The sequence below is a fragment of the Myceligenerans cantabricum genome, assembly GCF_054777735.1.
Window position 1 is genome coordinate 115,207 of the sequence record NZ_BAAHAJ010000005.1, and the last position, 20,344, is coordinate 135,550.

The window sequence follows — 20,344 nt, forward strand, 5'->3', positions numbered from 1 at the left end:
TCGCGGTCATCGCTCGTCACAATCGGACCGAGCCCCTAATTTCGGGCTTGATATCGTTTTCAGGGCCTGGTGGCCCTCCGCCCCTCACGACCCGGTCCGGTCGATTTCGTGACCGTTGTGACCGGCGCATGCTTGACTGCCCGACCCTGGCCCGCCAGCATCGCCGTGGGCCCGCCGGAGTGGCCTCGCTCACACAGGGGACTGCACGACGGAGCGGCCTGGCAAGGCAGTAAAGACAGCGCCTGGAGCGCGTGAACTTCAAGCAGGGGCCGTCCGGCCCTGGTTTGTTAGTTTCGGTAGCAAGCCACGCCAAGCGGAGGGGGACACGTGCTCGTCATCGCGATCGGAGCACCGGACGGCGTCGACCCCGCCGTCCACCGGGCGGAGCCCACGCTCGAAGCCGTGGTGAACGCGGTCCAGCGCCTCCCTGGCGACGACGTCGTCCTCGCCACCCGTGACGACGAGTCCCGCAGGGCCGCCCGGGCCGCGCGCCTGGCCCTGGGCTCCGAACGCCTCGCGCTGCTGCACCTCGACGTGCACCTCACCGCCTGGGCGATCATCCTCACCGGCCTCACCACCCCGGCGCTCCCCGCGGCGTCGGCCCAGGCGGTGGCCGACGACGTGCTCGCGCACGTCCATACCCGGGCGCTGCTCTCGACAGTCGCCTCGCTGGCCCAGCCCGCCCCCACGTTCCGCCAGCACGCCGGCAGCCTCCTGCCGTCGTCGGCATTCGTGGTGGACCCGGGCCGCGGCACCGTGGGCCGGTTCATGGGACACCTCGGCATCGGGGACGGCGAGCTGATCGTCGCCGCCCGGTCGCCGCGCGCCGTCGTCCCCGAGGCCCTCGCCCTCCTCCCCCGCCCCGCGGACGCCGAGCTGGGCGGGACGCAGGGCCTGAGGGCCGAGGTCTGGCCGGCGCCCCGCTGGTTCGAGGCCTCGTGCCTCGACGCCCCGCTCACCTCGACCATCACCAACGTGGCCTCCGGGTTCTTCCGCTGGCCGGCCTGCGAAGTCTGCGGCCGGGCCGCCCCTGGGGCCTGCCTCTTCTGCGACGTCGCCACGCGGTCCGCCCGGACCGGTCCGCGGGGCGGCGTCGCAGAACCCACCGCACATCCCGAGCCCCTGGAGGCCGTCCAGTGAACCCCCGGCAGCGGCGTGGAGTGTTCCTCCTCGTCGTCACCTCCTTCCTCGCGGTCGCCGTCTTCGTCGGCGTGCTGTATTACGTACGCACCGTGAGCACCCAGGTGGGACCGATGACCACCGTGCTGCAGCTGAACCGCGCGGTGGAGGCTCAGGAGCCCATCGAGCCCGCGATGCTGGAGGAGGTCGAGGTCCCGACGCGCTGGGTCTCCGAGTCTGCCCTGCACGACCCCGGCGAGGCCGAGGGCCTCGTCGCGGCCACCGCGTACAAGAAAGGTTCCGTCGTCCAGGACGGCATGCTGGTCGAGCGCCCGATCGTGCAGCCCGGATTTCGTGAGGTCGCCGTCATCGTCGACGCCGAGACCGGCGTGGCCGGCAAGGTGCAGCCCGGTGACCGGGTCGACGTCATCGCGACGATGCGCGCGAGCGGGAACACCGGGGACCTCGCGCGGGTGTGGGTCTCGAACGCTCTGGTCGTGGAGGTCGGGATCCCGCAGACCGTCGAGGATCCTGACGACCTCGCCCCGCGGCGAGGCCTCCCGGTGACCTTCGCGCTGAGCAACGACGACGCGCTGACGCTCGCGTACGTCGAGACCTTCTCCGAGAAGATGCGCATCGCGCTCCGCGGTGCGGGCGACGAGGCGGACGTCCCGTTCGAGCAGCGGACCTTCGACGGCAAGCTGACCAAGCCGCAGGACACGAAGCAGGGGAGCTGACCATGGCCACCAAGGTGCTGCTCGTGACGGCGTCGCACGAGGTCCGTGACCACCTGGGGCACGTCCTGTCCGAGTCGGACGGCTTCGAGCTGGCCGCCGCCGTGCCGGACAGCCCCGGGGTCATGACTGCCCTCGACCGCCACCCGGACGTCGGCCTCGTCGTGGTCGACGAGGCCGCCGACGACGGCCGGGGCCACGCCCTGACGCGCACGATCGGCATGGCGATCCCGCTCACCGGGATCGTGATGGTGGTCGACGCGCACAACGCGACCGAGATGAGCGCGGCGATGGCCGCCGCCATGGAGGTCGGCGCTCGCTCGGTGATCGCCCGCAACGCCGGCCTCGAGGAGATCCTCACCCGCTTCGAGGGGGTGGCGCAGTGGTCCGCGGTCGCGCAGGCCGCCGTCTCCGCGGAGCGCACCGGCGGCCGCAGCGGCCAGATCGTGGCCGTGGCCGGCGCGAAGGGCGGCGTGGGCACGTCCGTCATGGCGCTCCTGCTGGCGCGGGCCGCCCGGACGGGCGACACCACGCTCGTCGACCTCGACCTCGGCGCCGGCGACCTCACCGCGTACTCCGGGGTCCGCACCCGCCGCTCGGTGGTGGACCTCGCCGGTGTCGAGGGCGAGGTCACCGGCCGCATGCTCCGCGAGACCACCTACGACGTGCCCGGGGGCGTCCGGCTGCTGCCCGCGCCCGCCGAGGGCGAGCGTGGCGAGGAGGTCACCGCCGCGGCCGTCCGCTCCATCGTGGGAGCGCTCCGCTTCGAGTGCGACCTCGCGGTGCTCGACGTCGGCTCGCACCTCGACGAGGCTCGCGCCACGGCCCTGGAGTTCGCGGACCGCGTCCTGCTCGTCAGCACCCCTGACCTCCCCGCCCTGCGGTCCGCCCGCCGCACCCTCGCGCAGTGGGAACGGCTCGCCGTCCGCCGGCCGGCGTCGGTGGAGCTGGTCCTCAACCGGCGCAGCCCGAAGGACGAGGTCACACCCCAGCTCGCCGAGCGCATCGTGGAGCGCCCCGTCGCGTTCACGGTGCCCGAGGGCGGCCCGGTCTTCGCGGGCGCGGTGAACACCGCGACCCTCCTGGAGTCCCCCACCCCGGTCCACAAGGCGGTCGCCGAGGTGGGCGTCGCCGCGCTCCAGCGGGAGACGGCCAGCGCGCCGTCGGACCCGGAGGACTCCGCCACCGAGGTGGAGGCCCTCGTGGCCGGTGCCACCCGGCGGCCGGGCCGGCACGACCGGAAGGCCGAGGAGACCCAGCAGGACCCGCGCCTGCCCGCCCGGTCGCGCGCCGACCGCCAGGCCGGCCAGGCCATGGTCGAGATGCCGGTCTTCATCCTGATCGCCTTGATGACGATCCTGCTGTGCGTCCAGGGCATCGGCTGGGCCTCCGGCCTGCTGGCCGCCCGCGCCGCCGCGCAGGAGGGCGCCCGCACGGCCGGCATCGCCGGCTACGACGACAGCCCTGGCAACCCCGTCGACGAGGCGCTGCAGCGGCTGACCGAGCACCGCGTCCGCGAGGACGTGCGGGACCGCCTGCCCGACGGCCTGCGCACGTCCGTCCGCGACTCCGACATCGACGTCTCGTCCGACGAGGTCAGCGTCCGGGTCACGGTACGGACGGTGATTCCCGGCGTGGACCTGTCCGCCGCGTCGTCCGCCCCTGTGTATACGGAGGGATGACATGACCGCCAGAACCCGGAACCTGCACCGCCACGAACACGGGCAGGCCGCCGTCGAGCTCGTCGGCGTCGTGTTCGCGATCCTCCTGGTCGCGGTGCTCGCGATCCAGGGCGTCACGGTCGCCCAGACCGCCTCGATCTCCCAGGAGGCCGCCCGGAACGGCGCACGTGCCCTCAGCCAGGGGCACGACTGGGAGTCCGTGGTGGAGAACCAGATCCCCGCCGGCCTCGAGCTCGAGGACGTCGAGTTCGACGACGGCGACGGCACCGCCCGCGTACAGGTCACCGTGTCCGCTCCCCTCGGGCTGGGCGAGATGAGGGTCACCGACGTCTCGCTGACGCGCTCCGCCGAGTTCCCGATGGAGGACTGACGTGGCACTTCGCGACCGTCTCGCCGCCGAGGAGCGGCAGGACGACGACAACGACCTCGCCAAGGTCTACCGCGAGCGCCTGCTCGAGGAGATCGACGTCGACGACCTGTCCCGCCTCGCCCCGCCGCAGCGGCGGGTGCGGCTGGAGCGCGTGCTGTCCCGGATGTTGTCGGTCGACGGGCCCGTGCTGTCGGCCCGGGAGCGCAGCGCGCTGGTGCAGCGGATCGTGGACGACGCGCTGGGGCTCGGTGTGCTGGAACCGTTGCTGGCGGACGAGTCGGTCACCGAGATCATGGTGAACGGGCCGACGGACGTGTTCGTGGAGCGGTACGGCAAGGTGGAGCGGGTGCCGACGCGGTTCGCGTCGTCGGACCAGCTGTTCCAGACGATCGACAGGATCGTGTCGCAGGTGAACCGCCGCGTGGACGAGTCGTCGCCGATGGTGGACGCGCGACTGCCGACCGGTGAGCGGGTGAATGTGATCATTCCGCCGCTGGCGCTGGACGGCCCGACGCTGACGATCCGGCGGTTCCCGACACCGTTCCGGATGGCCGAGCTGGTGGACAAGGGCACGCTCGACCCGAACACCGCCGCGCTGCTGGGCGCCTGCGTGCGGGCGCGGCTGAACGTCATCGTGTCGGGCGGTACGGGCTCGGGCAAGACGACGTTCCTGAACGCGCTGTCGGGGATGATCCCGGAGCAGGAGCGCATCGTGACGATCGAGGACGCCGCCGAGCTGTCTCTCCAGCAGGGGCACGTGGTGCGGCTCGAGTCGCGCCCGGCGAACGTGGAGGGCCGCGGCGCCGTCGCGATCCGCGACCTGGTACGCAACGCGCTGCGCATGCGGCCGGACCGGATCATCGTCGGTGAGGTCCGTGGTGGCGAGACGCTGGACATGCTGCAGGCGATGAACACGGGCCACGACGGGTCGATCGCCACCGTGCACGCGAACACCGCGCAGGACGCGCTGGGGCGCCTGGAGACGCTCGCGTCGATGAGCGAGGTCGAGCTGCCGGTCATCACGTTGCGCGACCAGATCAACTCGGCGATCGACGTGATCATCCACCTGGACCGGTCGCAGGACGGCTCGCGCCGCGTGATGGAGGTGCAGGCGGTGACGTCGAGGCGGCGCGAGGACTACACGCTGTCCCCGCTGGTGAAGTTCGTGCCGGACCCGGTCGGGCCGGACCGGTCGGTGAGCGGCAGGTTCGTGTCGTCGCCCCCGCCGGAGGAGCTCGTCGAGCGGCTGCGGCGCGCCGGGGAGAACGTCCAGGCACCGGCCATGGCGGCGGCGCCCGGTTCCGCGGCATCCGCGCCGACGACGAGGGCGCCGAGCTTCCCGCCGCAGAGCCTCCAGGCGGCGACGACGCCCCCGGGTCGGCAGGCGCCGCCGACCGCACAGGCACCATCGATCCTGCAGGGCCTGCCGTCCGGGTCCGACGAGGTCCCGCCCTATGGGACCGAGAGCTCGCCCTCCGGAGGTGGTCGGCTGTGATCATCCTGATCGTGGCGGCGGGCCTGGTGGTGACGCTGCTCCTGGCGGCCGCGACCGTGGCGACCCTGGCGAACAACGCCGAGGTCGAGCGGCAGATGGTGGAGTCCGCCGAGATGGGCGTGCGGTCGCGGGTCGGCCTGTTCGCGCGCCTCGACGACCGGCTGCAGCGCTACCGCTGGGGGAAGCGCCTGATCGCGCTGCTGGCCGGTTCGGGGCTGTCGGCCTGGTCGCCGTCGATGTTCCTGGCCGGGACGGCAGCGGCATCGGTGGTCGCGGGTCTCGTCGTCCTGCCGCTCTTCGGCCGGGCCACCGCGATCCTCGCGATGCTGATCGTCGTCGTGGCCGCCCGCAGCTGGCTGGAGCGGCTCCGCAAGCAGCGCGTCGATCGTTTCGTGGCGCAGCTTCCGGAGCTGGCGCGGTTGCTCGCGAACGGTGCGTCGGCAGGCCTCGCCGTGCGGAGGTCGCTGGAGATGGCCGCGACCGAGATGCCCGAGCCCGCGGCGTCCGAGGTGGCGCAGGTCAGCTCCGAGATGGCGCTGGGTCGGTCCTTGCAGCAGGCGCTCGACAACCTGAGCGAGCGCCTCCCGTCGCGGGAGCTGTCGGTGCTGGCGCAGACGCTGACCATCCAGGGACGGGCGGGCGGTGCCCTCGTCACCGCCCTGTCGGGGATCGGCAGCACGCTCGAGGAACGACGCCGGCTCCGGCGCGAGGTCCTGACCTCCACCATCGGCGCCCAGTTCTCCGGCTACACCGTCATCTTCCTGGCGTTCGGCGCGGTGGCGCTGATGAACGCGTTCAGCCCGGGGGTCGTCGACGAGATGATCACCAACCTGATCGGCCAGGTGGTGCTGCTGGTGGCCGGTGGTCTGTTCGTTCTCGGGTACCTGCTGGTACGCCGCCTGTCGAAGGTGGAGGTGTGACGTGTTCGAGCTCCTGATCTCGCTCGCCGCCGCCGGCGTCGCGGTGCTGGGGATGACCGGGTACCGCCTGGTGACCAGCACGGGCCTGGAGGACATCGAGGTGGAGTACGCGCCCGAGGAGGAGCCGCGCCCGCGCGGGTTCGTCGCCCTGCTGGACGTCCTGGGCGCTCCGCTGCTCCGGCCGGCGTCCCGGATCCGGGGCCGCGCCCGGCTGCAGCAGCTCGACGTCCTGATCCGGCGCGCGGGCCGCCCGGACGGCATCACCCTGACGATGTTCGTGCGCCGCGAGGCGGCCCTCGTCCTGCTGGGTGCCCTGTTCGGCCTCCTGCTCGGGGTGCAGGGCCAGTGGCAGATCGCCCTCGTGCTGTTCTTCGCCCTCTCCGCCTGGATGCGGGCCTGGCTGCACCTCGAGGCCCGCAAGCGCCAGCAGCAGGTCGACCAGGAGCTGCCCGACTTCCTCGACGTGCTCGCCGTCACGGTGACCGCGGGTCTCGGTTTCCGCCAGGCGCTGGAGCGCGTGTGCGAGTTCCACGGCGGCGCGCTGGCGGCCGAGATGCGCACCGCCCTGCGGGAGATGAACGTCGGCTCCTCCCGGCGCAAGGTGTTCGAGGCGCTGCGGGACCGCACCAAGTCGCGCGCCGTGGGCACGTTCGTGACGGCGCTGCTGCAGGCGGAGGAGCTGGGCGTGCCGCTCGCCGAGGCGCTCACCTCCATCGCCGCCGACGTGCGCCGCGAGCACGCCGAGGCCGTGCGGCAGAAGGCCGCCCGGGCCGCCCCCCTGGTCTCGCTCGCCGTGACCGCGACCATCCTTCCCGGGGCGCTGATCCTCATCGTCTCGTCGGTGCTCATCGCGAACGCGGGGGTGCTCGGTGGGATCTTCTGAGAGGTCCGGGCCGCGGCGCGGCATGGATGCGACCACCCAGCAGGCCATCGGTCCCGCCGTCCGGCTGCTGTGCCAGGTGCGGCTCGTGGTCCTCGCGTTCGCCCTGGTCCTGGCGGCGGTCGACGGCGCCGGCTGGCTCGGCGTGCTCCTGGTCGTGCTCGCCACGCCGTTCTCCTTCGTGCCCGCGCTGAACTGGGACACGCGCGGCCGGGACTACGCGCGCAACGGGGTCCTGCTCGCCGCCGACATCGTCATCGCGGTCGTCGCCCTGCTCCCGCTCGCCGGGTCTCCGCTCATGTCGGTCTACGCCGCCGCGACCGCCGCGCTCTGGGGCATGTTCGCGGGCCTGCGCCTCGGTCTCGTCATGGCCGTCCCCCTCTGCCTGTTCCAGCTCACCGCGTACGAGCCGAGCTGGCGCGGCCTCGTCACCGGGATCGCCGGGGCCGCACTGACCGCTGCCATGACCTGGACCGGCACCATGTTCGGCCGGCGGCTGCGCAAGCAGGCGCTGACCGACGCCGAGCTGACCGCGACCCGCGAGCACCAGGCCGTCCTGGCCGAACGCCTGCGCCTGGCCCGTGACCTGCACGACACCGTCGCGGGCGACCTCGCCGGCCTCTCCCTGACGACCCGCGGGCTCACGGACCGCCTGGAGCGCGAGGGGTCCTCCCCCGACCTCGTCAAGGTGGCCCGGATGCTCAGCGACGCCGTCCAGACCGCCCACCGGCACACCCGGTCCGCGCTCGGCGAGCTGCGCGACGAGTCCCACGGCGTCACCGACCCCGTCACCGACATCACCCGTCGCTGGACGGAGCGCACCGGGATCCCGCTGCACCTGACGGTCCGCGCCGGCGCGGACGAGATGATCGGCCCCGGCCGCGCACGACACATCCGCGCCGTGGTCACCGAGCTGCTGGAGAACGTGCGCAAGCACGCCCAGGCGTCCCGGGTCGAGGTCCTCGTGACGACGGTCGGGCCGGCCGCCGAGGTTCTGGTCTCGGACAACGGCCAGGGCCTTCCGGACGACGTCCCGCGCGACGGCGGCTACGGGCTGCGCGGCATCCGGGAGCGCGCCGCGCTGTGCGGCGGCGACGCCATCTGGGCTCCTACGCCCGACGGCGGGACCGCCGTCCGGGTCCTGCTGCCGGCCGAACCCGCTCACGCCGACGACTCGTCCGGCGGCATGGCTGCCGGCACTCCTCACCAACTGCTGCGGATGCCCGACGGCATCGGCGGCCGGACAGCGGAGGTGGTCTGATGCGAATCCTCGCCGTGGACGACAACCCGATCATCCGGATGGGCCTGAGAACGCTCCTGGAGGGCACCGACGGCGTCACGTCCGTGATCGACACCGGCGACCCGGAAGAGGCCGTGGCGCACGTGCTGGCCGGCTGGATCGACGTCGTGCTCCTGGACGTGCGGATGCCCGCCATGAGCGGGCTGGAGCTGCTGCCCCGGCTGGCCGGGGGCGCGACGGTGGTGATGCTGACGCACACCGACGACCAGTCGACCGTCGCCGAGGCGATGGCTGCCGGGGCCTCCGGGTACCTGGTGCACGGCGCGCTCGAGCCACGGGCCATGGTGGACGCCATGCGGCTGTGCCGGGGCGGGAGCCAGGTGGTCTCCGGCGTCGTGCCCGGAGCCGCCCCCGGCGGCCACGGGTCGGACCCGGCACCCGGACCCGACCCGGCCGTACGCAGCCTGCTGTCCCCCCGGGAGGCCGAGGTGATGGACCTGGTGGCGGACGGCCTGTCGAACCGCGAGGTCGCCCGGCGGCTGTTCGTCTCCGAGAAGACCGTGAAGAACCATGTCAACAGCCTGTTCGCGAAGCTCGGCGTCACCACGCGGAGCCAGGCCATCGTGATGTGGCTCCGGCGGGGCCACGGCCCTGCTCGGACTGGGCCCCGGGACCCAGTCGGAACGGGCCCTGAACTGGGACCGCACACCCTGTGACAGGCGAGGTCGATTCCATAGATTCATCTCAGTGCTGCGGCCCAGTCCCGCAGCCGGGATCAACACCGGAATCGTGGAGGACCTCATGAACACGCTCACTCAGAAGGCCATCGCCGCACAGGTCGCCCTGAAGGCCCACGCCGAGCGCATCACGCGTCGCGCGAACGACGAGGAGTCCGGCCAGGGCACCGTCGAGTACGTCGGCGCCGTCCTGCTGGTCGTCGCGGTCGTCGTGATCGTGATCGCAGCCAGCGAGGACGTCGGCAAGTCCATCGTCGAGCAGCTCACCGAGGCCGTGAAGGACATCGGCGAGCAGGGCGGCGGCGGCGAGTAGTCCCAGCCACGAACAACGGAGGTAGTCAATGCGTCGGACCGTACTCACGGTGCTCACCCTTGCGTGCGTGGGCCTGTCGACCGGATGTGGAGTCCTCGGATCCGAGGACTCCGCCCCGGACGGCCGGGACCCGTCCGAAGCATCGGCTCCCTCGACGGCCCCGTCCGGAGGCTCCACGCCTCAGGACGGGGCCGTTCCCGTGGACGGAGCCGTCCCGGTGGACACGGCCTGGGCCGGGGCCCAGCTGCACTTCGACGTCCACCCGATCGAGACCGACGGCGAGCACGCCGTCCTGCGCTACGACATCACCGCGACACCCGACGACCCGTCGGAGTCCCCGAAGTGGTGGGTGCTCGAGCTGAGCCTCGCGGGCCTCGGCAGCTCCGCCACCGACGGCCGGGGTGTGCGGCTCTTCGACACCGAGTCCGGCGTCGTGCACCTGGTCGGCCGGACCGCCGACGACGACCCCGCGACCACCATCGAACGCGGCGAGAGCGACGACGACACGCTCCGCGGCACGGGCACGGCGGTCTTCGCCGCCCCCGCGGGCGACACCGCGGACGTGCTGCTCCCCCGCTTCGGTGCGGCGCTCGGCGTCCCCGTGGTCGATGCCGGCGACGACTTCGCCGCCGCCGTCGACCAGGCGGGTGGCGCCGCAGAGGCCGAGACCAGGAAGCTCCGCGCGTTCACCCACTCCTACGACGCGGAGTCGTCGACCGCCGCCGAGGAGGACGAGGTGACGGTCACCCTCGCCTCCGACGTCCTCTTCGCCTCCGACGAGCACACCCTGTCGAAGCAGGCCCGCACCGTCGTCGACCGCGCGGCCGCCTCGATCAAGAAGCAGGCCGACTCCGGCGACGTGCACGTCGTCGGGCACACCGACGACGTCGACTCCGACGCCTACAACCAGAAGCTCTCGGAACGCCGCGCCCGAGCCGTCTCGGACCGGCTCGAGACCGGTCTGGGCGCCGACTACACCCTCACCGAGGAGGGCCGCGGCGAGTCCGAGCCGATCGCCGAGGGCACGAGCCCCGACGCACGCGCCGCGAACCGCCGCGTCGCGATCGAGTTCCAGGGCCACCTCGTCGTCGAGGGCGAGGACGAGAGCGGCAGCATGCCGGAGACCGACGCCCCCACCGTGGAGAACGGCCCCGTCACCATGGAGAGCGCCGGCGGCGAGTACGAGGTGGAGGTCGCGTCGATGGTGCGCCGGCCCGGCGCCGTCGTCGGGACGCTGACGGCGGAGCGCACGGGCGGCGACTCGACCGACCCCGCGTGGTTCCTCCCCTCCTACCTCAAGGTCGTGGGCGACCGGAAGTTCGGCGCGGTCGCCCAGGTCGCCGGCGCGCACAACCTCGCGCTGCTCGGCGACGAGCAGCGCGTCCTCCCGTTCGACTACAAGGCGAGCGGCGCCAGCGAGGACTTCCCGCTGCGCCGGCTCCTCGGCGACGAGGAAGTCATCACCATCGACAAGGGCCGGAGCACCCGGATCACCGTCGTCTGGCCCGACACCGGCCAGGACACCGTGACCATCGACGCGCCGGACCGGTTCCGGATCACCGACGTACCCGTGACCGAAGCGACGGGAGACTGAGATGCGGCGCACGAGCACCAGCAGGCCCCGCGACCGGAGGCACGACGACGGCGAACGCGGGTCCCTGCACGTGATGACCATCCCCACCGCCGTCGCCCTGGTGACCGGCGCCGTGCTGGTCATCGCCATGGTCGGGACCGCGACCAACGACCGGCGCGAGTCCTCCTCCGCCGCGGACGCCGCGGCGCTCGCCGCGGCCCAGGAGTGGGACGAGCACCTGGGCATCCTCAGCGGGCTGCACCTCGGGGCCCTCGACTTCCTCGCGTTCTGGGGCATCGTCGACGCGCCGGTGCTCACCGGCGACGTCCGCGCCGAGATGTACGAGGCGGCCCAGGAGTATGCCGAGCGCAACGGCGCCGAGCTGACCGACCTCCGCATCGACACCGAGCGCCTCCAGGTGACCGCCGAGGTGCGACACGAGGAGGAGGTCCCGGTCGCCGAGACACGGACCGCCGCGGCCGCCACGGCGCGGGTCGAGCTGAGCGGGGGGCTCTGCCTGGGCGACGGCGGCCTGGGGTGGCGGGTCGACGGCGAGTGCGTGACCGACGCGCAGGATGCCGGGGACGACGCCGGCGACAACCTCCCCGAGGTCGGGGACGTCCCCGACAGCCGCGGGGAGATGAGCCAGTACCTGGCCAGAAAGTACGCCAACGAGCTCCCGGACAAGAACATCCTCGTCATCCACCGGGACATCGGCGTCGACTTCGGCTCCGACGTGACGGGGCTGGATCTCGTCACCACGGAGGCCGGGTTCGACGTGTACGGCCTCGACGAGGGAACGGTCACCCGTGAGGGCGACGGCGGCTTCATCAACTGGGCCTTCTACGGCCGCTTCGACAGGGACGACGAGGTGGTCAGGTTCAGGCCGCGCGGCGAGGAGGACGCGAACCTCCCCGAGGTGGCCGGGTTCGGCAGCGAGGTCGTCCTGGTCGACTGACGCCGCTCCGCGCGGCGATTCCCCGGGCAGGCTGCCCCCAAAGACTGGGTGGTCGGAAGGTTGATGAGGGTCCCTTCCGGCCACCCATCCCCGTTCTCGGGCCCAGGTCTCCCGGCCCGGGTCAAGCGGTCCTCCGGGCCGTCAGCGTCAGCCGTCAGCGGTAGGCCAGGTGCCGGAGCAGGACCTCCGCGGGACCGCGCATCCCCCGCTGCTCCTGCCGCACCGCGAACACCACCGTCAGCAGCCACACCACCACCGCGTACCCGAACATCGAGAACGACGTCAGATGCTGCCCCAACCCCAGACCCCAACCCGCCAGCACCGGCGCACACAACACCGACTGCAAGAGATAACAGGTCAGCGACCGCCTCCCCACCGCCTGAACCGCACCCGCCACAACACCATCCACGACGAGCACACTCGTGCGCTGCACCTCAGCCGGACCCACGCCCGACCGCCGCCGCCGCGCCACCGCACACCCCACCAGACCGAACACCGCGACATACCCCAGACCACCGAAGAACCCCGTGAGCAGCTGGACGAAGAGGAAGAACCCCTCCGCACGCGACGGCACGCCCAGGACCCCGACGTGGTCCAGGGCGTTGGGGAGGGCACCGAGCCAGCCGACCCCGACGCCGATCACCGCGACCCGGCGCAGCAGCGGCAGGTGGTCGCCCGGGCTCTCCAGGACACGGCGGCGGCCCGCCCAGAGGGCGAGCAGGATCATCATCGGGATCACCAAGTCCGCGATGCCCTGACCGAGCGCGGTGTACACCCACTGGCCGAGGCGTTCCGGGACGGCGGCGAGGTACGAGGTCATCGAGACCGACGGGTCGACGAAGGAGCCGGAGTCCTGCGCCGCCCCGGCCGGCGAGCGCTGGGCAGCGGCGTACGAGCCGACGGCGGTGACCGCCGTACCGATCGCGAGCAGGCCGAGCAGGATGCCCACCCACGCGAGGAGCGTGGCGTCCTTGCGGCGGAAGAAGATCCACACGAGCAGCAGCCCGGCCAGCCCGTACGCGCCCAGGACGTCGCCCATCCAGAGCAGGGCGGCGTGCACGAACCCGAAGACCAGCAGCCAGAGGTTGCGCACCTGGAGCAGCCGCCGGGCCCGGCGCGGCGACGTCCCGGCCGCCACCTGACGCGTGTACAGCTGCAGCATCCCGTACCCGAACAGGAACGCGAACATCGGGTACACCCGCAGGTCGACCGTCATGATCACGACGAAGTCGGTCGCCCGGTCGAGCCACGAGCCGTCGACCGGACGGCCGCTGCCCAGCGAGTGCTCGCGGCCCCAGAGGTACCAGACGGTGTTCGCCACGGCGATCAGCAGCAGCATGAAGCCGCGCGCCAGGTCCGGAGCGGGTGACCGCTCCGACGTCCGGACGGGGCCACGGGTCAGCGTCGTCGACACCGGCTCAGCCTAGGTACCCGGCCCCCGGGCGACGAGGGTCCGGAGGCCCATCTGCCGTGGGCACGCGGCGGTAGACCAGGCGCCGCAGGAGCACCTCCGCGGGACCGCGCATCCCCCGCTGCTCCTGCCACACCGCGAACACCACCGTCAGCAGCCACACCACCACCGCGTACCCGAACATCGAGAACGACGTCAGATGCTGCCCCAACCCCAGACCCCAACCCGCCAGCACCGGCGCACACAACACCGACTGCAAGAGATAACAGGTCAGCGACCGCCTCCCCACCGCCTGAACCGCACCCGCCACAACACCATCCACGACGAGCACACTCGTGCGCTGCACCTCAGCCGGACCCACGCCCGACCGCCGCCGCCGCGCCACCGCACACCCCACCAGACCGAACACCGCGACATACCCCAGACCACCGAAGAACCCCGTGGTCATGGGGAGCAGCGCGAAGAACTCGTCGCCGGCCGGGACGCGGAGCACCCCGGCATGATCGAGCGCGCTCGGCAGGCCACCGAGAAACCCGGTCGCGACGCCGAAGACCGCGACACGGCGCAGCAGCGGGAGGTGCTCGCCCGGGCTCTCCAGGATGCGGCGGCGGCCGGCGACGAGCCCGAGCAGGATCATCATCGGCACGACCAGGCCGAAGGTCCCCTGGGCGACCGCCAGGGGGGCCCAGGCACCGAGCCGAGCGGGAACCGACGCGAGGTAGGACGTCAGCGCGATCGCCGGCTCGTCGTGCGGGAACGGCTCGGCGGCCTGTGCCGCTTCCGCCGGCGAGGGTGGAGCCAGCACGAACGTGTCGGCGGCCACGTAGCCCGTCACGGACAGGAGCAGCCCCAGCAGGATGCTCACCGCCATCAGCAGCGTGCCCTCCCGGCGGCCGAGGAAGATCCGGACGAGCAGCAGCCCGGCGAGGCCGTACGCGCCGAGGATGTCGCCCTGCCACAGCAGGGCGGCGTGGAGGAACCCGGCGACGAGGAGCCAGAGGTTGCGCACCTGCACCAGGCGGCGCGCCCGCTTCGGGGACGTCCCGGCGGCGATCTGCCGCGAGTACAGCTGCATCATGCCGTAGCCGAACAGGAACGCGAACATCGGGTAGACCCGCTGGTCGACGGCGACGATGGTGAGGAAGTCGACGACCCGGTCGAGCCAGGAACCACCCACCGGGTGGACGTTGCCCCGGGCATGCTCCCGGCCCAGCAGGTAGAACGGGGTGTTCGCGACGGCGATCAGCAGCAGCATGGCACCGCGGGCCAGGTCCGGAGCGGGGGAGCGCTCGGCGCTCCGGACCGGACCGCGGGTCAGCGTGGTCGACACCGTGGGCTCACTCGTCCTCGTCGGGGTTCTTCGACTTGAACCTCACCACGTTCTCGTCGCCGGGTCGCTCGGCGGTGCTGGGGTCGTACGACCAGTTGAGGAAGCCGCCGTCGCCATCGCGCTCGACGGTGCCGGAGTCGACACCGACCACGTAGAAGTCGCCCACCTTGGCGAGGTGCACCTTCCCCTTGACGTCCGGGCGGAAGTCGAGGCCGATGTCCTCGTGCCGGACGATGATGTTCTTGTCCGGGAACGCCTTGCGGTACTCCACGACCAGGGACTTGGCCTTCTCCGAGCGGTCACCTGGCACGTCCCCGTCGAAGCCGGTGCCCGGGTAGGGCCCGCCGTCGTCGTCCTCGTTGTACCTCGGGTTGTCCCAGGTGCCCCCGGCACCGGTCTTGTCCTTGCCGTTGGTGTAGTAGTCGTCGTCGGGCTCGAACTTCTCGTGCGCACAGCGCGGCGCCGGCTCGATCTTGACCTTGTTGCCGTCGGCGTCGGTGATCTCGAACGAGGACTCCTTCAGGACCCGCTCCTCGTCGGAGGTGATCCACTCGTTCTTGAACAGGTCGATCCCCTCCCAGCCGACGCCGAACTCGGCGGACTCCGTGGACTTCTTGTCGTCATAGCTGAGCTCGCGGACGTTGCCGTGCTCCTCCAGCGCCTCGCGCAGCTCGCCGCCGTCGTCCTGGTCGGACTGGTCGATCTCGATGTCGCCCTTCTTCAGCTTCCCGTTGGAGTCGCGCGGGAACAGCTCGTCCACCATCGGGGCGAACTTCTCCTTCAGCTCCGGGTACTGGTTGAAGTCGAGGATGAACTCCTGGACCGAGGACGTGCCCTCCTGCTCGTTCTTGCTGTAGCCACCGCCGACCGTGAACCCGTAGGGGAGCTCCGCCTCGACGTCGATCCCAGCCTCGTAGAGGGTCTTGAGCGCCTGGTCGTCGATGGTGATGTAGATCTGCACGATGTCGCCGAGGTCGTCCGCGTCGTCGCCGTCGTCGCCGAAGTAGACCGTGGTCTTCGTCGACCCCTTCCACTCCATGCCGACCTTGCCGCTGCCCGTGACCGAGCCGCCGCCGGACTTGTTGCCCTTGCCGAAGGACTTGCCCCCGCCGAGCGACCCGCCGATGAGGAACCCGCCGATGTCCGTGGAGGTGTAGCTCACCTCGTACAGGCCGTTGTCCCACAGACGGTCCTCGACCATCACCTCGCCCTCGTACCCGCCCTCGACGCTGCCGCCCAGGCCCATGTAGTCGCCGTCGAGGCCGCCGTTGAACGAGACCTTCTTCGTGTCGGCGTGGGCGTCGTTGACGATGTGGTGGTCGGGCTCGACGCGGTCCAGCTCCTCGAGCTTCTCCCCGCGGCCGCCGTCACCGCAGCCACCGCCCCACTGGATCTGCGGACCCGTGCAGTTCGGGACGTCGTCGGAGACGTCGTCGTACTCCTCGCGCCAGTCGATCCACTCCTGGGCGTCGGCCATGTTCGTGAACTCGTACGCGGTGTCCTTCGTGACGCCGTCGATCGCGGACACACCGAAGGAGATCGGCGAGCCGAAGATGTTGTCGCCGGACACGCCGCCGCCGAACCCGGAGCCCTCGAGCATGTGCACCCGGACACGGCCGTCGCCGAGCTTCTCGATCATCACGGCCTCGGACGAGCTGAACCGGAAGAAGAGGAACGACGTCGTCTCCTCCTCGATGTGGGTGTTGACCTGGACATAGCAGTCCGGCTCCATGTTGTCGTACGCCGTGGTGACGCACTCGTCCAGGTCACCCGCCCTGGCCGCACGCTCCTTGCCGGGGTCGGCGTCCTTGTAGGCCTCCCACTCCTCGTCGCACACGTCCTCCGGGACGGGGAGCCACTTGCAGCCGGAACGCACCCTCGGCGGGTGCAGGCTGATCTCCTCGCTGGTGGGCATCGTCTTGTTGCAGTTCTCGTCGTCCGGGTCGTCGCTCGGGTCGCCCCACCCGTCGACGACGCAGTCGGCGACGTCCTGGACGTCCTCGGGGTCGTAGCTGCGCCCTTCGCTGCCGACGCCGATGATCTGGGGGCCGTCCTCGTTCACGCAGTCGCCGGGAACCGGGTACCAGACGCAGTCGATCTGGATCACCGTCCGGGGGATGTCGTCCCCCTCCACGGAGACCCCGACCACCTTGATCGTCTCCTCGCACGGCCCGTCCTCCGGGTCGTCGGGACCGCCCGAGGGCGAGCCACCGGGGTCACCCGGGTCCCCGGGACGACCGTCGACGCAGTTCTCCTGACCGTCCTCCTTGACGATCGGCGAGACCGCGCAGTACAGCTGCTCGGACACGTCCGCCCCGACCGGCGTCGCCGCCGCGAGCACCACCCCCACGACCAGGAGCATGATCCCGATGATGCCCACGTACTCCGGCAGGGCCTGCCCGGAGTCGTCCCGGAATCGGCGGGCACGGGCGGGGGCCGAGCGCTGGCGGGTGGGGTCGAGGGTCGTCACAGCGCTCAACCTAGAGAATGTCGCCGCTGGTCACGACGGCCCGGTGACCCAAGCACAGACCTAAAGAACCTGGGCCCCGGGACCCACCCGGGCACGCGTGCCGCCGACCACGGGGCTACCCGAACGTCACGGTCCTCTCGTCCTCGTCGTACTCGTAGCTGCCGGTGAAACCCCAGTTCTTCCAGCCGCCGTCGCCGGTGTTGGCGACGGTCCCCTCGTCGACCGCGAAGATGTCGACGCCGTCCACCACCGCCAGGTGCCGGAAACCCGAGAGGTTCGCGAACGTCAGATCGTTGAACTGCTTGGCCGTGATGATGTTCGTGTCCGGGAACGCCTTCGAGTACTCGTCGAGCAGCGAGTGCGTCAGCTCGGCCTTGTCGCCCGGCTTGTCGCCGTCGAAGTCCGTGCCCGGGTAGGTGCCCTCGGTGTACGCCGGCGACTCGTCGTCGAAGTCGACGGACCCGGACCCGTGAGCGGGGTCGGGATGCAGGTCGGCCGGCGCCGGCCGGTCGAACGTGACCTCCTTGTCGTCCTCACCGCCGCGCTCGAACTGGCCGTACCAGGCCCAGTTGACATAGCCGCCGTCGCCGTCGTTGGAGAACGTGCCGTCCTCGAAGACGTAGACGTCGAACACGGCGCGACCGCCGGCGATGTCGTCCCCCTCCTCGTCGTCGTGATACTTGTTCGAGTTGAGGCGGTACCGGCCCTCGTAGATCATCTGGTCCGGCTCGTCGATCCAGTGGGAGTCCTGCTCCGAGTGCATCGCGACGACGTTGTAGTCCGGGTAGCAGCGGCGGAGGTCGTTGATGAGCATCCCGACCGCCGCGGCCGACCCCTCGTCGTCCAGCGGCGAGTACATGTTGTAGTAGCGGTCCCGGTCGGGCAGGTCCTCGCCCTCGACCTGGCAGCCCTCGTCACCGGGCTGCCAGCCCGGCTTCCGCTCGGGCTTGCCCGGCTCGCCGAACGTGACGGTGCGGCGGTCGTCGCTCACCTCGAAACTGCCGTGGAACGCGCGGTTCTTCCAGCCGAGGTCGTTCCCGTCGGCCCAGGTGAACTCGCCGGTCTCGAAGATGTAGATGCGGTAGTCGTCACCGCTGATGTCGACGGTGTCGATGTACGCCGACCCGTCCATCTGCTGCAGGTTCCCGTCCTGGGGCTTCGCGATGACGATGTTGTGGTCCGGGAAGCAGTAGGCGAGGTCGTCGAGCGCCGCCCTGACCCGCTTCTCCTTGTTCTTCTCGTTGTCGATCTTGTCGATGATGAAGTTGGCGAGCTGGGCGACTCCCCAGTACGCGGCGGTGCTGGTGGGGCCGGTGCCGGGGATCCTCACCCTCGAGTTCGAGGCCCGCTCGTGCGGCTCCGAGCAGAGCGCGTCCAGCGGAGCCCCCTCGCCGTCGCCGTACGGGTCGGTCTCGGGGTCCTTGGGCCTGTCGGGGTCGTCGGCCGGGGCGCCCTCGGGGAGGTCGCCGGGGTGCTCCTCGCCCGGCACGCCGGTCGGGTCGCCGCCGGGCCCGACGTCGGCGCCCGGGCAGTCGCCGCCGCCGTCGGACCGGTCGATCGGGGAGACCGCACACCTGAGCTGCTCGCTCACGTCGGCGCCGACGGGCTGAGCGGCCGCGAGCACCACGCCGACGACGAGCAGGACGACGGCGACCACCCCGACGTACTCCAGAGCTCCCTGCCCGGCCTCGCCCGAGGCGACGGGCCGGACGCCTCGCGGTGGCGCGAGGTGTCGCGTGCGGTGCCGGCGGTCATTGCTGAACACGGACTCAAAGTTAGGAAACTCTCAACCTACCGGGCAACAGCCCAGCGGCCCAGATTCCGGCGCCGCCCCTGGGCCCGGGAACCCAGGCGCCCGCAGGGGCTCACAACCTGGGAGGGGCGAGCCGAGCCCGTCAGCACGGCACGATGCGGTCCCGGCCCTCCCAGGTGCCGTGCTCCGACAGCGGACGGAAGCGGAGCGTGGCGAACTCGTGGTGGAAGTCGCGGCGGCGACGTTCGGCCATCGCCGCCGTATGGCGATCCGGCGCCGGGACGGCACTGCGGCCGTGCACCATCTCCTCCATCTCCCGCACGGTACGCCAGACCGAGAACGTCGAGATGGTCCGCGGCGGCCGCATCGCCGCGAGCGCCAGCGTGGTTCCGGGGTGGTCCCGCACCAGCCGTTCGACCGGCTTGCCCCAGCCCAGGAAGCGTGGCACCTCCGGGAGCCGCATCCGGGCGAGCGTGACGGCCACGACCGGTTCCTCCGGGTCCCACGTCCCGGCACGTGCGGGCAGGTCGGGCAGGGCCGCGAGGCGGGACCACCGGCGCAGGAACTCCAGGCGTACGTGCCACCCGCCGGCCAGGCCGCGTCCGAGCGGCCGGTCGCTCAGGAAGGAGTCGAGCGCGGCCTCGTCCCTCCACCGCGCGAACATCGCCAGACGGCGCAGCTGCATCCGGTCGGGCGACACGGTCGGCGCGCCGAGCCGCATCAGGGCGAGGCACTCGGCGTGCAGCAGGCCGGGCACGGACACCGTCGCCGGCGCCGTGAGCAGGGCGCGCGCCGTCGCCGCGGCGGGTAGTTCGGCCAGGTGGAAGGAGAAGATCGTCATGGTGGCCCTACTCTGCCCAACGCCCCCTCACCACGTCGAGAGCCGTGCGGCCGGGCGAGGGGGTCTACGCCAGGAGACCGATCGCGAGCGCGACGACGCCGAGCAGCGGGATCGCGCCCTGCTTCGCGGCGGCGGAGGACATCGACGGGTTGGAGAGGATCAGCACCAGCGCGGCGGCCACCATCGACCCGGCGCCGACGAACACGAGCGTCGCCCCGACCGCCGTCGTCCCCGTGGACATCAGGACGATGCCGAGCACCACCTCGATCGCCAGGAACAGGTTGTAGAACCCCTGGTTGAAGGCCAGGGGCTGGGTCGCACGAGCTTCTTCCTCGGACGCGATGCCGAAGGTGGCGCGGGCCCGGCGGCTCCGCCAGGCGACCGACTCGAGGTAGAAGATGTACACGTGCACGAGGGCGGCGACACCCGCGAGGGCGAGCCCGGCGATGATCATGCGCAGACGCTATCCGATCACCCGGGCGGCACGACAGACCAGCGCTGCCTGGGCCCACGGACCC

General features: G+C 71.7%; 18 protein-coding genes. 12 read left to right on the top strand and 6 right to left on the bottom strand.

Going from position 1 to position 20,344, the window contains the following annotated elements; translation table 11 throughout:
• The first annotated feature begins 327 nt into the window (after nt 1–327).
• From ACYU96_RS05410 to ACYU96_RS05465, 12 genes are all read left to right on the top strand, one after another.
• Entirely contained in the window at nt 328–1,140 is an 813-nt protein-coding gene (locus ACYU96_RS05410; RefSeq protein ID WP_460749939.1) for a hypothetical protein, read from the top strand.
• Nucleotides 1,137–1,856 carry a Flp pilus assembly protein CpaB gene (cpaB, locus tag ACYU96_RS05415; RefSeq protein WP_460749941.1) on the top strand — a complete coding sequence of 240 codons (720 nt, stop codon included), beginning with the start codon at nt 1,137–1,139 and terminating at the stop codon, nt 1,854–1,856. Before ACYU96_RS05410 ends, cpaB begins: the two co-directional genes overlap by 4 nt.
• Before the next feature lie 2 nt (nt 1,857–1,858).
• The gene (locus ACYU96_RS05420; RefSeq protein WP_460749944.1) at nt 1,859–3,535 is read left to right on the top strand and encodes a P-loop NTPase family protein; all 1,677 of its coding nucleotides are present in this window, start codon (nt 1,859–1,861) and stop codon (nt 3,533–3,535) included.
• A 1-nt stretch (nt 3,536) separates the two neighbouring features.
• Nucleotides 3,537–3,905, top strand: coding sequence for a TadE/TadG family type IV pilus assembly protein (locus ACYU96_RS05425; protein ID WP_460749947.1), 369 nt, complete (start codon nt 3,537–3,539; stop codon nt 3,903–3,905).
• 1 nt (nt 3,906) lies between these two features.
• Nucleotides 3,907–5,400, top strand: coding sequence for a CpaF family protein (locus tag ACYU96_RS05430; RefSeq protein WP_460749949.1), 1,494 nt, complete (start codon nt 3,907–3,909; stop codon nt 5,398–5,400).
• Nucleotides 5,397–6,320 (top strand): type II secretion system F family protein, encoded by a 924-nt coding sequence (locus ACYU96_RS05435; protein WP_460749952.1) that lies wholly within the window; start codon nt 5,397–5,399, stop codon nt 6,318–6,320. The genes ACYU96_RS05430 and ACYU96_RS05435 overlap by 4 nt, the downstream gene beginning before the upstream one ends.
• 1 nt (nt 6,321) lies before the next feature.
• Nucleotides 6,322–7,203: a type II secretion system F family protein gene (locus ACYU96_RS05440; RefSeq protein ID WP_460749954.1), complete on the top strand. Its 882-nt coding sequence runs from the start codon at nt 6,322–6,324 to the stop codon at nt 7,201–7,203.
• A 22-nt stretch (nt 7,204–7,225) separates the two neighbouring features.
• A complete protein-coding gene (locus ACYU96_RS05445; RefSeq protein ID WP_460749957.1) occupies nt 7,226–8,461 on the top strand; it encodes a sensor histidine kinase in 1,236 nt (411 codons plus the stop codon).
• Nucleotides 8,461–9,156 carry a response regulator transcription factor gene (locus tag ACYU96_RS05450; RefSeq protein WP_460749959.1) on the top strand — a complete coding sequence of 232 codons (696 nt, stop codon included), beginning with the start codon at nt 8,461–8,463 and terminating at the stop codon, nt 9,154–9,156. The genes ACYU96_RS05445 and ACYU96_RS05450 overlap by 1 nt, the downstream gene beginning before the upstream one ends.
• Nucleotides 9,157–9,241: 85 nt before the next feature.
• The gene (locus tag ACYU96_RS05455; RefSeq protein ID WP_460749962.1) at nt 9,242–9,490 is read left to right on the top strand and encodes a hypothetical protein; all 249 of its coding nucleotides are present in this window, start codon (nt 9,242–9,244) and stop codon (nt 9,488–9,490) included.
• Between the two features lie 217 nt (nt 9,491–9,707).
• Nucleotides 9,708–11,084, top strand: a complete 1,377-nt coding sequence (locus ACYU96_RS05460) for an OmpA family protein (protein WP_460749965.1) — start codon at nt 9,708–9,710, stop codon at nt 11,082–11,084.
• Between the two features lies 1 nt (nt 11,085).
• Entirely contained in the window at nt 11,086–12,021 is a 936-nt protein-coding gene (locus ACYU96_RS05465) for a pilus assembly protein TadG-related protein (RefSeq protein WP_460749968.1), read from the top strand.
• Nucleotides 12,022–12,175: 154 nt separating this feature from the next.
• Here the strand turns inward: ACYU96_RS05465 and ACYU96_RS05470 are convergent, their stop codons facing one another.
• The 6 genes from ACYU96_RS05470 to ACYU96_RS05495 all read right to left on the bottom strand — a co-directional run bounded on the left by ACYU96_RS05470 (nt 12,176) and on the right by ACYU96_RS05495 (nt 20,280).
• The gene (locus tag ACYU96_RS05470) at nt 12,176–13,435 is read right to left on the bottom strand and encodes a DUF418 domain-containing protein (protein ID WP_460749970.1); all 1,260 of its coding nucleotides are present in this window, start codon (nt 13,433–13,435) and stop codon (nt 12,176–12,178) included.
• A gap of 4 nt (nt 13,436–13,439) precedes the next feature.
• Nucleotides 13,440–14,762, bottom strand: a complete 1,323-nt coding sequence (locus ACYU96_RS05475; protein ID WP_460749973.1) for a DUF418 domain-containing protein — start codon at nt 14,760–14,762, stop codon at nt 13,440–13,442.
• A gap of 7 nt (nt 14,763–14,769) precedes the next feature.
• Entirely contained in the window at nt 14,770–17,232 is a 2,463-nt protein-coding gene (locus ACYU96_RS05480) for a hypothetical protein (protein ID WP_460749976.1), read from the bottom strand.
• A 115-nt stretch (nt 17,233–17,347) separates the two neighbouring features.
• Nucleotides 17,348–18,997, bottom strand: coding sequence for a hypothetical protein (locus ACYU96_RS05485; RefSeq protein WP_460749978.1), 1,650 nt, complete (start codon nt 18,995–18,997; stop codon nt 17,348–17,350).
• A 130-nt stretch (nt 18,998–19,127) separates the two neighbouring features.
• Nucleotides 19,128–19,826, bottom strand: coding sequence for a hypothetical protein (locus tag ACYU96_RS05490; protein WP_460749981.1), 699 nt, complete (start codon nt 19,824–19,826; stop codon nt 19,128–19,130).
• 64 nt (nt 19,827–19,890) lie between these two features.
• Nucleotides 19,891–20,280, bottom strand: a complete 390-nt coding sequence (locus tag ACYU96_RS05495; protein ID WP_460749983.1) for a DUF1304 domain-containing protein — start codon at nt 20,278–20,280, stop codon at nt 19,891–19,893.
• Nucleotides 20,281–20,344: the final 64 nt, after the last annotated feature.